General features: G+C 64.1%; 6 protein-coding genes. All 6 read right to left on the bottom strand.

The genetic code is table 11. The features are described 5' to 3' along the window. Positions 1 to 462: 462 nt before the first annotated feature. Entirely contained in the window at positions 463 to 912 is a 450-nt protein-coding gene (locus GUI70_RS03680) for a globin family protein (RefSeq protein WP_161880955.1), read from the bottom strand. Between the two features lie 277 nt (positions 913 to 1,189). Further along, positions 1,190 to 4,747: an ATP-binding protein gene (locus GUI70_RS03675; protein WP_161880954.1), complete on the bottom strand. Its 3,558-nt coding sequence runs from the start codon at positions 4,745 to 4,747 to the stop codon at positions 1,190 to 1,192. Positions 4,748 to 4,863: 116 nt separating this feature from the next. Next, positions 4,864 to 6,864 carry a fibronectin type III domain-containing protein gene (locus GUI70_RS03670; protein ID WP_161880953.1) on the bottom strand — a complete coding sequence of 667 codons (2,001 nt, stop codon included), beginning with the start codon at positions 6,862 to 6,864 and terminating at the stop codon, positions 4,864 to 4,866. A gap of 54 nt (positions 6,865 to 6,918) precedes the next feature. After that, positions 6,919 to 12,381, bottom strand: coding sequence for a PKD domain-containing protein (locus GUI70_RS03665; protein ID WP_161880952.1), 5,463 nt, complete (start codon positions 12,379 to 12,381; stop codon positions 6,919 to 6,921). A gap of 44 nt (positions 12,382 to 12,425) precedes the next feature. Beyond that, on the bottom strand, positions 12,426 to 13,916 hold the full coding sequence (locus tag GUI70_RS03660; RefSeq protein ID WP_161880951.1) for a hypothetical protein: 1,491 nt from the start codon (positions 13,914 to 13,916) through the stop codon (positions 12,426 to 12,428). Between the two features lie 621 nt (positions 13,917 to 14,537). After that, positions 14,538 to 15,410, bottom strand: a complete 873-nt coding sequence (locus GUI70_RS03655; protein WP_161880950.1) for an alkaline phosphatase family protein — start codon at positions 15,408 to 15,410, stop codon at positions 14,538 to 14,540. Positions 15,411 to 15,480 lie beyond the last annotated feature (70 nt).

Here is a 15,480-nt window from a genome sequence, read left to right as displayed (position 1 = left end):
AATCCCGAGCGAGTGTGGGTGGGTCAAGCGGCGGATTTTGGGTTGATCGGTGGCGCTGCCGGGCGATCTCGCTGAGCGGGGCGGAGTTTGCTTCCTCCACTTGACCGCGAACTTCGGCGACTTCTGGCGCTGCAACCACACGGTCGAGCATCTCGTGTTTGGCCGTCTTCTTGAACGCAGAGACAACTCAAGGAGACAACGCAAAAAAAAAGTCTAGCGCTGATACAGTGTTTTATCGTTTTGACGTTTGATTTTCCTACTAGCGGTCATAGCACGCACTACGATCACCCGGCCTTTGTGGAACTGAAAAAATAGGGCGGCTGCCTCAACATGCTCCCCCACCTGGAGCGGCTCCTGAAAATCCGTGGCCTGCTGGAACATCCCGAAACTCAGGAGTTCTTTACGCACTGAAAGAGCGCCACACCTACAACTGGATGTGGCGCTCTTTCAGTGAGGTTCAACTCAGGTGAGGGAGCTGCGAACTGGGGACGCTTCAGGTGTAGTCATACGCCGGGCAGCCTGCTGCATCGTCTCGGCCACCAGCAGGTACACCGCTTCCCAGGCCAGCCGGACTTCCGCCGTGAACGCCTCGCCCAGCCCTTGTTCCAGCGTCCACAGCAACGCCTCGCCCACGGTGACGTAGTGCGCCTCGGTCACCCCGTACCCCGCGTGGCGTTCACCGAGCCGCTGCAGGGCAGGCATGACCACCTCGGGCTTGTTGAGGTTGGCCACCGCCACGCCCAGCATCATCATCAACTTGTGACCCTGCGCCTGCATATTCCCCCGGAAGAGGGGCTTGAGGGCAGGATCGAGCTCAAACAACCGGGCATAGAACAGGTCGCTGGCCACTTCGGCGATCGGCTGCACCTGCGCGAACGAATGCTGCACCAGCTGAACTTGACGGGCGTTCATGGTCGCACGCTGCGGTTGGTTTTGCGGTTGGAGATAAAGCGGCTGATCTGGAATGTGACAGTGAACGGATGCCCGGTGCGGGGTCCTGCTTTGGTGAGAACTGGCTTGAGCATCCATGGGCTGAGTTGTTGTGGCATGTTGATTCCTCCGACGCTGACTCTAGGCAGCAGGCCGTAACCGCTGCGTCACCGCACCGGGCGTGGAAGATACAGACTCTTCACAGACCCCAGAACCAGGCCTACCCCAGCAGGAACCAGACGATCAAAAATCAATGGTTTTAACCTTTCTGAAGCGGGGTGCCGGGTTTCACGTTCGGCTCGGCCTCGCTCAGCCGAACATATTTTTCGAGGAACCGCCGTCGCCATTCCGGATGCGGTTCGAGCGTCGCTTCCAGCATCCTCATCTGTGCGTCTGCTTTGCGGCGTGCCTGAGTCGCCTCAATAGACCGACCGAGCCCTTCAAAGGCGTGCGCAAGCATCAGACGCAACTCAAGACCTTCAACTGCTGGAACTTCAGTGGTCTCGAGCCAGGTCTGCGCTTCCTGAAGAATTGCAGGCGTCAGTGCACCGACCATGCGGAAGGCCTCAAGTTTCAAAACCCATGACCGCGCCTGTAAATGAACCACTCCGCTGGGCTGGGCTGTGATGTCCAGCGCAGGCTGCGTCTCTCCCAGGCGCAACTTCGCGCTTGCCGACGTCAACTCCAGATCACGCTGTTCCGTAAAGTACATCGGCTGCTTGAACTCCACGGCCCGATCAAGGTGGAGCAGGGCCGTCTGAAGGTCACCGCGTTCCAGCGCGCACCGGGCCAGTCCAGTTTCGAGTACCGGGGCCTGCAAGCGCAGGTGATCACCAGGAATACTGCTCAGGGCGCTTTGAAATCGCCGCTCGGCACCCTCGACGTCGCCAAGGGCCAACCTCGTCAGCGCTTCATACCGCTGCGCGACCAGCAGCATCTCCTTCGAGCCGTCGCGTTCGGCACCAGCAACCGCAGCGACTGCGGCTGCCAGACCTTCCCCAAGTGCGCCGGCATGCTGGAGCGCACGTGCACGGTAGATTTCAAGTCCCAGAGCGCAGCCGCGATTCCGAATCCCTGCATTGAGCTCGAAGGCAGCCGTGTAGAGCTCTAGGCAGCGCTGAAAGTGACCGCGCTGCGACTCCATCCACATCATCGAATACACCGCGAGGAGCATCCGGTAGCGGTCCCCTATCGTTTCAGCAATATGAAGTGCTTGTTCAAAGGCGCTTTGCGCGTCGGTATACTCTCCAAGCATGACGGCGACGCGTCCAACACCATTGAGTGCGCTGGCCTCACCGCCCCGGTCGCCTGCTGCTCGGTAACCTTCCAGACTGGCCACGTTGTGCGCTTGAGCCAGCACAAAATTCCCACGGATCACGGCGCAGACCCTGCGGCCGGAATGTGCATCTGCTCTCAGCGCTGCAGGGACAGCGTCCTCCAGTGCAATGACGCGGTCATACCAGGTTTCTGCCTGCTCGATCTCATCAAGACGCAGCAAGGCTTCAGCGCCGCTGGACAGGACCCGTCCGAGTGTGACTGGCTGCAGGGCCGGGTGACTCAGCAACCCTTGAGCGAGTTGGGCGGCCTCAGCAAAGTGAAACAGGTCATTGAGCAGCGCCAGCTGTCTGAGCTGGCCCTCAAGGGCGAGGAGCGGTTCATTCAGCGACGTGGCCAGAGCGGTCAGGGTCTGGATGACCGCGCTGCGCTGGCCTGAGTCACCCAACAACCGGAGCAACGTTTCACGTTCCAGGTGAAGGTGAAATGCGCTCAAGTCGCTGACACCATCGCTCAGGGCCAGTTCATAGTGCGTCAAGGCCTCGCTGTGGGCATAGACGCGCGCAGCATCCTGCGCCGCCTTGATCCGCCACGGCGCAGCCTGTGCGTGTTGACCCGCTTCTTCGAGGTGCCGGGCGACGCGGCTGGCCGCCGCTCCGGTGCTTTCCAGCCGCTCGGCCAGCCGCCGGTGAATCAGGCGTCGGCGCTCCGGGCCGAGTTCTAGCAAGATGACCCGGCGCACCAGATCGTGCGAGAAGCTGTAGCTCTCAGCGCTCAGCCGCACGATCAGCCCTCCCATCAACAAGCGCTCCAAGGTCTCGACCGCTTCCCATTCGGAGAGCGACAGTGCCGGGGCAAGATCATGCAGCTCAAAGCCCGCGTCCGACAGGCTGGCTGCTTCCAGCAAGCGGCGCGCTGCGGGTCCATAGTGGCTGGCGCGCTGCATGATGGCGTCACGAATACTGGCCGGCAAAGGCAGTTCAGCGTAATCAGTTGTGGACGCGTCGAATGGCGTGCTCCATTGACCGTTTGGACCCTGGGTGAGCACGCCCACCTCGAACAGATGCCGCAAGCTCTCGAGCAGGTACAAGGGGTTGCCTGCTGTGGCTTCGGAGAGCCGCGCCGCGAAGTGCTGACCGGCTCCGCTGCCCGAGAGCGTCTGGATCAGGGTCAGGACGTCGGGTGAAGTCAGGCCGCCGAGGACCACCCGGAGCAGCTTGCCTTCCCGTTCCAGCGTCGTCAGCGCCGCCAGGAGGGTGACCTGTTCAGCCAGTTCCTGGGTGCGCGCCGTGGCCATCAGGTGCGGGCGCTGCTCTGGGGGTTGGCGCACCAGGTGCAGCAGCAGTTCCAGGGTCATCGGATCGGCCCAGTGCAAATCGTCGAACACCAGCACGCCTTGCGGACCAGTCGCCCAGCTCAGCGTCTGAGCAACCCCACTCAGAAACCGGGCGCGTCCGTCAGCCTGGAGGGACGCTGGGGGGAAGGGAGCCAGTTCCGGAACCAGTCGGGCGGCCTCGGCTCGCCAGAGTGGATCGAGCGTGGCGAGCCGCTCCGCCATCCTCGGGGTATTTAGTGCAGTTCTCAGGGCCTCAGCGGCTGGATAAAGTGGCGTGGCCAGAGAGACTTCGTAGGCACGCAGATGAAGCTGTGCTCCGAAAGTCGCAGCGAACGCTTCGGTGAGCCGGGTTTTACCGACGCCCGGCTCACCCGTTACGAGTGTGAGTGCTGCAGTAGAGTGTTGGAGCGCGTTCCATTCAGCACTGCGTCCGATCAGTGGCAGGCTCAGCGCTTGTGGAACCGGGGAGACTTGAGGTGAGGGGTGCGGACTGAACGCAGCGGTGTCGTGAAAGGTGCGGGCGAGCGCCTGGGTTTCCGGCAAGGGCTTCAGTCCCAGTTCATCGTCAAGGAGGCGGGCATAGCGTTCATACCGCCTGAGCCCTTCAAGATGCTCACCCAGCAGCAGATGCAGCCGCATGGCCTCGCGCTGATGGACCTCCTGGAATTCGTCTTCCTGGAGCAACTGAAGTTGAATGCCCAGCGCGCCCCGTACGTCTCCGTGGCGTTCGAGCTGCGCACCGTGACGGTTGAGAGCGTCCCTCCAGACGCTGCTGAGGGCTTCACGGCGTTGGTCCAGCCAGTCTTCAAAGCCACCGGCTCCGCTCAGCTCGAAGCGGGCCATCAATGAACCACGGTAGAGCTTGAGTGCCGCTGGAAGGTCAGCTGCCGCCAGGTGCCGCTGGAACTCGGCGACATCAGTCTGGAAGTCTGAGATCAGGGCGACGCTGCCGGACTGGGCCTCGATCCAGGGCGCCAGGGATGAGTGCTGCAAGCGCCACAGTTCCTGACGCAGGTTTCGCCGCGCGCCACTTTCATCGAGGTCGCTCCACAGCAGATCAGCCAACTGATATCGGTTGGTCGGCCCTTCCAGGGCCAGGTACGCCAGCAGTGCCATGCCCTTGCGCACCGCAGGCGTACAATCCAGGCTCCCCAGCTTGACGCTGGGAACACCCAGCAACCGGATGTCGAGTTGTCCTCCGTTCATCTGAACCTCACCTCATTATGGGGCAGAGACGCAGAGGGCGAGGCGCAACCCTTGATCGTCAATACGCAAGGCAGCGGACCTCATCGTCTCGCTGCCCCCCATTGGTTTTGCCTGGGCTATTTGAAGGTGATGGTGGCCTCCTCGCCCTGAATACCGCTGCCCTCCAGGGAAACGACCCGGTAGACGTCTCCCGTCCTGGCCTGCGCGTCGGTGTACTTCGCTGAGGTGACCACACTCAGGCGCGCCTGCCGGCCACCCCGGATGCGGTACACCGCATAGGAAGCCGCGCCCTGGTCTGCTTTCCAGCTCAATACCGCACCCCCGCTGCCCGCACTCACACTCAGGGCCTGCACCTGCGGCGTGGCCGTGATATTGAGCGGCACGCCCCCGGCCACATTGGACGGATCGCTGCGCTTGCCCTTGGCGTCCAGCGCCGCCACTAAGTAAGCGTAGGCGAAGGGAGCCGCCACATTGCGGTCGGTGAACGCTTTTGTCGCGCCGGGCAACCGGGCCACCAGCACCAGATCGCCCTTCGGGTTCTGGCGGAAGACCTCCACCTGGGCCGGAACAGCGCCCGAATATGTCCAGGTCACTTTCAGGGCGCTGTTCTGTGCTTCCACGCCCGTCAATGTGGGCGCGTCGCCGCCGAGGCGCGGCGTGACGACGGCCACCGGCTCGCCCGGTTTGCCACTGATCCCCGAAGCACTGACCGTGATCACCCGGAAACTCATCCCCGTGCCGGGCGAAGCGTCCAGCCGCAGTTTGAGGGTCGTGGCGCTGATGGGGCGCGGCGTGACGCTCACCAATTGCTCGCTGGGTGTGTCGGTCGCCGCACCACGCACCACCAGGTACCCGATGGGCTGCCCCGTTGCGGGTTTCCAGCTCAGGATCAGCGTGTTGGCGTCTTCCAGTTTGGCGCTCAGTCCAGTGGGCGGCGCAGGCATGGCGGGATTGAGCGGCTGCGCTCCCCGGATGCTCAGCGGCCCGGTGGCGCCAGCGGCCAGCTTGTAGCCCAGGCCGTACACGTAGCTCTTGGCTTCCTCGATGCCCGTGTCGGTGTATGTGCTGCTGCCCGCCGCCACCTCACCCAGCGGTTTGAGGGTCTCGGGCGAGCGGCCCCGGTACACCACCAGACCCAGGATACGGGGGTCCTTGACGGCGTTCCAGCTCAGCTTGACGCGGCCGCGCCCGTCCGCGCTGAAGGTAATGACAGGTTCCACCAGGCTGGCACGCGGGAACGGTTCGGCGTCGCCCGTGTCGGCCACCAGCACCGCCGTTCTGGCACTCTCGCGTCCGAACAGATCCAGGGCGGCCACCTGATAGCTGTATTTGGTCTTGGGCTTGAGGGGCAGGGCGTCGTCTTTGAAGGTCACGCGGTCCGGCTGGGCAGGGTCGGTGGTGGGAAAGTAGGGCGAGGGTTGCAGCAGTTGCGCCGCCGCGCCGTTCTCAGAGCGGTAGACGCGGTAGGCCATGACCTGCCCGCCGGCGCGCTGCCAGGCCACGGTGACGCGGGTGCGTTCCGGCGCGGCACTCAGCTTGCCCGGCGGCGGCACGGCCGGCGGCGCCCCGGGAATCACGGTGGCGGTACCGACCAGGGTTTCCTTGCCGCCGCGCAGGGCCACGACGCGGTAGCTGTACCGGGTACCGTCCTTGAGGCCCGTTTCGGTGATGAGCAGGTTGAGGGTGCGGGCGATGCCAGGACTGGTCAGCGTTTGGAGTTGCAGGCCCAGCTTCTCGAACGGATCGCTGACCGGGGCGGCGAACTTGGCTTTCAGGAAGTCGTACTGCTGGGCGGTGACCCAGTCGTTTTTGACGGCGTCGGCTTTGGGGGCGATGCCGGGCACCTCGCGGGTGATGTTGCTGCCGCCGCCCTCGCGAGTCAGGCGGTAGGCGTCGGGCAACTGGTTGCCGGGCAAGGTCCAGCGCAGCAGTGCGCCGCCGGGCTGGGGCAGGGCCGCCACGCCGGTCTTGGTCGGGTCGGGGGCGAGGCTGCCCTTCGGTCCGGTGAGGATCTGGGCGTTGACGGCGCCCAGCAAGAGAAGTGACATGGCCAGGAGACGTGAGGGATTCAATGCACGAACGGCAACGCGCGGTTCGCAGTGGATCAGGGTTTTCATGGCACTCCTTGTGTGGGCCGCCGGGTGATCTCATTCCCCGGCGGCCCGGCAGGCTCAGTAGATGTCCAGGTGGACGTTTTTGGAGAAACTGATGTCAGGGATGATGGGGAGATGGATCTCGACGCCCACCTCACCTTCCACCCAACCGTGTTTGCCCACCTCGAAGTCGGCGTCCAGGGAGAGCGAGGCGCTCAGGGAACCGCCGATACCGCAGCCGTAGGCGCTGACCGAGGCTCCGGCGTACAGCCCCACATGACCGTGAATCTTGGGATCGGGATACACCAGGATCGCGCCGTCCACAGCGGCAAACAGCCGGGCGTCGAAGCTCCAGGAGTAGTCGCACAGCCCCAAGCTGCCGCTGTCTCCAGCGTGGAAGATCTCCTCGATAGACGCCCCAGCCGCCAGGCCGAGTGAGCCGGGCTGCACGAATTTAGGGGCGCGGCCATCCAGAATGCCGAACATCACGTACCCGTCGATGGTGGCCTTGAAGATCTTCAGGTCTACCGTGGCCGACACGCGTCCAGTCCGGTACAGCGCGGCGCAGGCGGTGTCAAGCGTCGGGTTGCAGTAAGCATTACCGATCTGGCTCTTGGGCCGGAAGGTGCCGATGTAGATGTGCGGAGTCTTGGACAGTTCGATGCTGGCTGAGCCTTGAATGGTGACCACACCGTCCGCTACCGACAGCGGCTTGAGGTCCGAGCACTTCAGGGTCTCCACTTCGGCTGGCCCCACGCACAGATCGACGAACAGGCCGTCCTTGTTGAGCGTTCCGGCAAAGCGGGCCTGGGGATGGCCGCCACCGAAATAGCCGGAGTCCGCACTGACGCCCCCGGTCAGCAGGTAGCCGTCGCCACCGAAGCGCAGTTGCAGCGGGCTGGTGCCGATTTCCGCGATGATGGCCGCGTGCAGGGTCTTGTCGTCCACACCGGTAAATGAGGCCACCACGCCTGCCGTCAGGTGCAGTCCTGCGGCGTCATTGGGGCGCTTGTCGAGGTCACTGAAGTAGATCTGGCCCTTGCCCCACTGCATGTTGTAGGCCAGTCCGCCGGTGATCTGGTAGATGGTGATGATGGACAGCGGAATACCGTCGGCGGCCTTGCCGGTCGCCAGCAGATACCAGTAGCTCTTGGTGCCCTTGTGCCCGAACACGCCCTTGACCTGCATGGACAGCTTGTCGCTGACCCCCACCGTGCCGCTGTCGAAGCTGATCTCATGCGTTGCGCTGCCCGCCGGGCCGGCACCGAAGGCCTGTGCGCCCACACCCGTCAGATCATTCTCGCTGCCCTTGAGGGTGACGTTGACCTCATGGTCTGCCGTCGAACTGACCTGCTGCTGGGTATCGTCCACACTCAGCTTCAGGCTGTACTTCTGGGCATCGGCGCTCAGCACGAAGCGTGCCGTGGCGGTGACGTTCTTGCCGTTCTCGTCGGCATTGCCCAGCGCCGCCAGACCCGCGAAGATCAGCTTGCCTTCGCTGGAGAACTTCAGGCTGTCGAAGGTGATGGGGTTGCCCGCCACTTTGCGGTTCTGGCCCTGAATCGAGTTGCAGGTGCTGTAGGGCAACTGAACCAGTCCACCGTCAATCATGACTTTCGAGCAGTTGAGGGTCAGGCCGTCACCGACGCGGGCAAGATCGAAGGTGTTGCCCAGGAGGGTGAAGGTCAGGACGCCTGCCGAGTTGACGCTTCCCTTCACGTCCTTGGCGGTGAAGCTGCCGTCGGGGCCGTAGGCGCGCGTCAGGCCGGTTTTGTCCAGATCCACTTTCTTGTTGACGATGTCCCAGGTGCCGGTCAGCTTGCCGCCGCCCACGAAGGGCAGTGGCCCGAATGCTCCGGTGGTCAGGCTGCGAATCAGGTTGGTCTTGACCATCACGACCACGATTTCACGGGCGTCGTAGGGAATGCCGCCGGTCAGTTCGGTCTTGCCGGCAGCCACCTTGCCGTCCCGCCCTTCGATGTTGAGGTTCCAGCCGCGTGTGCCGTAGCTGACCGGGACTTTTTTCACCAGTTCCACCGACAGGCTCTGGCCTGCGGTCGGCTCGGCGTCGCCTTTGGTGGCGTCGTACTGCGCCACGGTGTCGATGGTGACCTGATTGGAAAGCCACAGCAGTCCCTGCCACTGCGGCCCCACGTCGGGCACCTGCACTGCACTGGGCGCGCCGCCGTAGGTCTGGCGCAGCAGTTCGGCCTGAGACGGCGCGGACGTCAGGCCCAGCACAGTTCCCTGGTTAAATTCGGTCACAGCGTTGGGATCAACCTGCCCAGCAGAAATCGGCGGGGTCGGCGCTTTGGGTGTGCCGCCCGACTTTTGCCCGGCGACGTAGCTGTCCGGCTCCACACTGCGTGAGCTGCTCAGGTCCAGGTAAGCCGTCTGGGGGCCCTGGGCCTTCATGGCAACGCCGGAATCGCCCAGTTGCAACACGCCGTTTTGGTAAATGGCACCGGGCGTTGTCGGGAACGAGGCCACGCTCTTGCCGTCAACCATCCGCGCCGACACTACATCGCCGTTGTTGCTGAGGTACAGCTGTGGGAAGATCAGGAAGTCGGTTTGACCGGCCCCCAGAATTTCTTGAAGCTGCTCGACGGTCTTCGGCCCTGCCACGGTCAGGATGGGCGCATGCCGCGCCTGAGCGGCAGTTCCGTCGCCTGTGTAGACGCCCTGCTGGGCCGCCTGGTCGAGCAGGGTCTGGCCTTGCTGGGTGGCGTAGCCAATGCCCATGCCGGTGCCGGTAGGCAGTTGCCCCTGCTGGATGGAGTGAAGCTGCGTGCCAAACGGCTGGGGAGCCGGGACCGCAATGGGCATGCCCGCCGGGTTCAGACTCACGTCAAAGACGGGAGCGAAAACCTGATTGATCATCAGCTGCATGACCTCTTCAGGCCGGGGCCCGGGGAGCTGCTTCTCCAGGAGAGGGGGCAGGTATTTGAACACCTTCGACTGCGAGAAATCCGGCGAGGTGACGACGGCCTGACTCAGCACCGCTCCTGAAGGCGAAAACACGATCTGCTGCACCTTGAGCCGCATCGGCGCGAAGGCAGGAAACTCGGTGTACACGAACGAGACCGGGCCAGTATCGAGCTCAATCGGCTGTGTGACGCCCTCGAAGCTGCCCGAGACCAGGTAGGCGGTGTCGCCGTCCACCTTGACCTTGAGACTCTGGGCATGAATGGGTTGCAGTGCCACCGGCGTCAGGCCGATCAGCAACGGCGAGTCATCGGCCACCTGGAGGGTGGGCCAGAAGTCGTTGGGATTGAACAGCGGGCCGCTTTGCGGTTTGGGCGCACCGAGAATCTTGAACTTGAACTGATCCTCGCCCTCGCCCACCACCAGGAACTTGGGCAGGCCGGGTTCGGTCAGATTGACGGTTTGAAGGCTGATCTGGCCGGGGAAGATGGCCTTGCTGTCGCCGGTCACGCCCAGCACCTCGACGCGCAGCAGGTAGCGCCCGCTCTTGCCGGTGGGCATTTTCAGCGAGACACTGTTCTGACCCGCTTTCAGCAGCACCTGCCGGGTTTCCAGGGTCAGCGGCTGGCCCTCAGACTGGTTTGCCACGTTCAGCGGCGTCCAGGTCCAGCGCAAATTCACGCTGCCGCTGCCGGTCACATTGAGCAGTGCTACCGAATCCGTGGGCGTGCCGATCTGCACTTCGGCAGGGGTGGGAGCGGGAACGGCGGCTCCTGCCTGGGGCCGGACCTCGGTGCTGAACCCGTCGATCCCCACGGCGGCGTCGATCACGGCGACCACCACCACCGTTCGTTCGGAGGCCTGATCTGCCTTGATGGTCAGCTTGACGGTGTACACCCCGCTGACGGCAAAGATATGCGGCACATCGGCATTGGTCTTGACACTCTGTTTGGGTGTGCCGTCGCCGAAATCGAGCGTGTAGACGTACTGCGGATAACTCTGGAGATTGCCCACGCTGATGGTGCTGGGCGTTCCGGCGCGGGCCGGGATCACCGAGAGGGTGGGCAGCGGCACGCCGACCACCACAGGCAGAATCCCGAGCGGCTCACCCGTCTGCGCCAGACTGACCTTGATGATGAAGGTGCTGTCCTTGACGTAGGCGTGTGTTCCCAGCGGGGAAGTTGCCGCGCCGCTGCCCGTCACGTCGAGGGTCTGAACACTGCCGTCGCCCCATTCCACTTTCAGAGCGGTTCCAGTCGGCACGTCACCCACGCTGAGGGTCACCGTCTGATCGACTGCCGGGTCGTTCGGGTCTACGGCCAGCGGAACCGGGCCCGCGCCCACGGTGATCGGCTGCACACACGGCGGCGCATTGCCCACCTTGACCTGCACGACGAAACTGGCCGCCTTGGCATAGGTGTGTTGCTGGACGTTTTGCTTGGACCCGTCGCCGGGCGTGGTGGTGGCCTGCGACACGCCAGAAACCACCGTGCCGTCACCCCAGTTCAGGGTGTAGGCCGTGCCTGTGCTCAGACCGTCGACTTTGAGCTGCACCGGCTTCCAGCGGAGGGGAAGATCGGTCAGGACGTCCACCGAGCAAACGACAGGCGGCACCGTGACGGTGACAGGAACGGGCGCAACGCTCCCCAGCGGTGCGCCGCCCCGGAGCAGGCGAACGAGATAGCTCCCCGCATTGCTGTAGCTGTGATCGAGACCGGACACTGCGGAGACCACCGAATTATCCCCCCAGTCGAGCTGATCGCCCGGCTGGACATTCGTCAGAGTAGCGGTGACGTTCTCCCCCACCAGCACGGCATTGGGAGCGACGCTGAGGGTCGTGGTAGGCAGACTGACCACCACAGGAACCGGCGCAACACCGGCAACAGGCTGTCCAGCCCGCAGCAGCTTCACAGCGAAGGTTCCCGCCTTGCTGTAAGTATGGGTCAAGCTGGCCGCGGCTGGCACCACACTGCCGTCACTCCAGTCGAGCTGATCGCCCGGCTGGACATTCGTCAGAGTAGCGGTGACGTTCTCCCCCACCAGCACGGCATTGGGAGCGACACTGAGGGTCGTGGTAGGCAGACTGACCACCACAGGAACCGGCGCAACGCCGGCAACAGGCTGTCCGGCCCGCAGCAGCTTCACAGCGAAGGTTCCCGCCTTGCTGTAAACGTGAGGGAGGGTGGCGCCTGCTGGAGTCACCGAGCCGTCGCCCCAGTCCAGACTGTCCCTGGGCTGGAAATTCGTCAGCGTTGCCGTGACTTTCTCATTCACCAGGACGGCGGTGGGGGTCACGTTCAGGGTAGGCAATGCGGGGGTGACCTTGACGGTCGCGCGCGCACATGGCCCGGCCAGGGAGCCGCCGCACAACCACTGAACGGTGTAGTCTCCTGCCGCCGTGTAGACGTGAGTGACCGTCAGGCTCGTTGCTGGACTCGACACGCCGTCCCCCCAGAGAATTTCTCCTCTGGGAGCGCTCACATTGGCACTCACGGGTTCTCCCACGCTGACCGAGGGTGGAGACAGAATCAGGGTTTCCCTGGCCTGGGCCGAGGCCAGCCCCGCCAGACAGAGTAACGCTGCCACAAGACTGAGCAGCCGGATAAGAACGTTCATCAATGACCTCCCTTCTACGGACCCAGCACCTGCTGGCCCGCCCATTAAAAGTTGAAGCGCAGGCCGACGCCTGCCTGATACGCGTTGACGGTGCCGGGCCGGAAGCGCAGATTGCCCGACAGCTGAAGCGGCCCTGAAACCTTGTAGAGCGCCTGTGCACCGATGTCCCCAGTCCAGCGCTCGGTGCCGGAGGGAACATAGTTCAGGTTGCTGCTCAGGCTCAGGGTCAGCGGATCGCGTTTGTAACCGACGGTGCCGCTCAAGCTGCCCCCTATGCCCAGCCGCTGCGTTCCGTCGGCCTCCGGTAAGGGAGCGGCGCTGAGCGAGAATTGAAGCTGGCTGTTCCACGTCTGATTGCTCAGGTTCAGACCTACGCTGGAGCGGTAGCTGACGCGCCAGTCCTGAGTGACCTCACCGCCCGGCGAAACGCCCGGTTGCCGCTGCCACGCTACGCCCGCCCCGGCCTGCACACTCAGGGTTGCCGTGACAGGCGGCGTTGTGCCCGCTGAATCCGGACCTGGAGTTACTGGTGGCGGCGCGTAGGCCACACTGAACTCCAGGGCGTGCGTCGCCGAGGCTCCAGCGTTCCCGCTGTAGCCCAGCTTTCCAGACCACGGCTGACCCGCCCGGCTGATGCTGGTCCGCCAGGCCAGGGTGGCGGGGGTGGTCGCTTTCACCCCGAAATCGGCCCGGCCCCCCACGTTGATTCCGGCGTCGCCCGTCCAGTTCTGAAGTCGGGTGGTGCTCAGGCCCGTGTCCAGCGAATAACTGCCCTCGTTGTCCAGCCGCGCCGTGGCCGAGAGCTTCTCAGTGGCGCTCAGGCTGGCGCTGCCGCTGGCGTTGAGGCCGTAACGGGTGCTGGCTGGGGCCACCTTCCCCAGCGAGAGCCGCAGCGTTTCGGTGTGGTCGGCACTGGCCCCCACCGTGACATTGCCCGGCTTCGGTCCCCCGAACTGCCCGGCTACCGACACCCTGGCCCGCGCCGCCAGGGTGCGCGAACTGAAAGCAGTGCCCCCGCCCACATCGGCGTTGACGTCGGTGAGGGTACTCCCCGTGCCCGCTGTCCACGTCCAGGTCGGTGAGAACGCCCCACTGGCCGCCAGATCGCCGCTCACCACCCGGTAAGTGGTGCCCGACGAGTCGCCGTCGGTATACACCAGCGTCGAGGTGAGGCTGCGAAGCCCCCGTGTGGGTGCCGTAAAACCTTGCTGGGCCAGCAGCACCGCCGTGCGTGACGCGGTGGTCAGCGTCCGTGAGGCGTCGTACTGAGTGTAGAACGTCCGCTGCCCCTGGGTGGAGGTCACGCTGAACCGCTGTTGTTCCGGCCCGGCCCAGGCGGCGCTGGCAGAAAGTTGGCCGCCAAGCGCTTCGCCACTCCAGTCGGCGTCGAAGCTCAGGCCGTTCCATAAAGGCGTGGCAGGCAGAAAGTACCTCACCTGAAAGTTGCCCTCCGCCTGCGCCGCACTGCCCAGAGCGCAGGCCAGCAGCAGGCCCAGGCCTCCCCGCAACCGCCCACGCTGTCGCCGGGCCGTCATACGCGGCCCGCCGACATGACGAGGGCAGTTCTGTCTCCACTGTGCAGCGGCAGCCCACCGTCTTGCTGTGACCGGCAGTTTATATTTTCTGCTCCTAAGTTCACCTTCCCGAGACGCTCAGCGTCATCCGTTCGTGACCCTGCGCGTTCCCGCTGTCCCGAAAAAGCGGCTTGAGGCTGGAGCCAGGCACGACCAGGCCGGTATAAAACAGAGCGCTGGAGACTGCGGCGACTGGCTGCACCCGTGGCCTGATGGATGTTCACAACTGTGCGAGCGAGGCGGTGTGAGTGCTAGAGGCGGTCCAAAGCAGTGTGCAGTGCATAGAATGTTCCTCCTGCACTGACCTTAGAAACTGGACCGTAACCGCTGCGTAACCGCTGCGTAACCGCTGGCGTCTCCTGGCCATATGGAGAGCCCTACCAACGGGTTCGGAGCCGTTACCAGTCACTTTGACAATCTCAAGACCGGGCTGAGGGTGACCCAGTGTTGCGCAGCTGGAGATCAGCCCTTTGCCTTACCTGTGAATTCCATCGCGGTCCGGTGCGACCACCCGAATGCTGCTGCCGCGTGACCTTCGGCGGAAGTCCGATGAGCCATCCGGTTTCACAGAGCTCCCAATCTTCAGTGGAAAGGCCACAAGTCGGTCATAGGCGCAGCATGGGCCGCTTCCCTCAGCGGCGGCACACCGAGATGATCCTCTATGCTCCGCAGCAGCGAATAGTGGTTGTAAGGCTGGTCACTCACCATGCCCGGCTGCCCGTCCGGGGTCAGGATCAGGGTGGGCACCCGGCCCCCACCGCCCTGTGCGTCCTCGCCCTCGTCGAAAGTGACGATCAGTGCCGCACCCGGCGTCCAGATGCTGGAAGTCATGATCCGGTCTGCCCAGGTCTTGAGGAAAGCGTCGCCCAGCCGCTCCACATTGGCGCGTCCCAGACAGCGCAGATCACCGTGCAGGTCATGGCACAGGTCCGGCACCAGCAGCGCGAAGTTGGGCGCGTGTCCAGCCTTCAGATCACTTTGCAACTGCTCAAACGGCACGACATGGGCGGCCCGCGTGGGGTCGTTGGCGATGTCGGCATTCAGCATGAACGGATTGTGCTTCTTGGCATACACGCCCGCATACGGCACGCTGGAACCGGCAATGGGCAGGCCCTGCATGTACCCTTTCCAGCTCAGCCCCTCGGCCTCCAGCTGCGAGGCCAGCGTCGGCCCGGCGAACGACTGGGCGGGGTCGTCACCGTGCAGCTTCAGGGTGCTGCCCGCGATCAGGGCAACATAATTTGGCAAGCTGGGATGGGCCACGCCGGTGTAATGCCGGGCCAGCGCGCCCCGCTTGATCAGGGCGTTGAAGGTGGTCAGGTTGGGGTTGCCGATAACCTGGTTGTAGCTGTGATTTTCGAGAACGAGCAGAAAAACATGTGGGGTGGGCGCGGCGCTCACCGCAGTGGCCGGAGCCGTGCTCAGAAGCGTGAGCAGCGCAAGGAAAAGCTTCACCCCCGTAGTGTGGAGGCTGGGCATGAGAGCGGCGCGTGGCTCAGGACTTGAGCCAGCCGTGGGCGAGCGC

It is taken from the genome of Deinococcus alpinitundrae (assembly GCF_009982895.1).
Lineage (GTDB): Bacteria > Deinococcota > Deinococci > Deinococcales > Deinococcaceae > Deinococcus > Deinococcus alpinitundrae.
This window is presented reverse-complemented; position numbering and strand designations above follow the sequence as displayed.

What these genes read in the sequence shown, in the direction of transcription:
- GUI70_RS03680 (WP_161880955.1), bottom strand. Translation starts at nt 912, where the DNA reads ATGAACGCCCGTCAAGTTCAGCTGGTGCAGCATTCGTTCGCGCAGGTG.
- GUI70_RS03675 (WP_161880954.1), bottom strand. Translation starts at nt 4,747, where the DNA reads ATGAACGGAGGACAACTCGACATCCGGTTGCTGGGTGTTCCCAGCGTC.
- GUI70_RS03670 (WP_161880953.1), bottom strand. Translation starts at nt 6,864, where the DNA reads ATGAAAACCCTGATCCACTGCGAACCGCGCGTTGCCGTTCGTGCATTG.
- GUI70_RS03665 (WP_161880952.1), bottom strand. Translation starts at nt 12,381, where the DNA reads ATGAACGTTCTTATCCGGCTGCTCAGTCTTGTGGCAGCGTTACTCTGT.
- GUI70_RS03660 (WP_161880951.1), bottom strand. Translation starts at nt 13,916, where the DNA reads ATGACGGCCCGGCGACAGCGTGGGCGGTTGCGGGGAGGCCTGGGCCTG.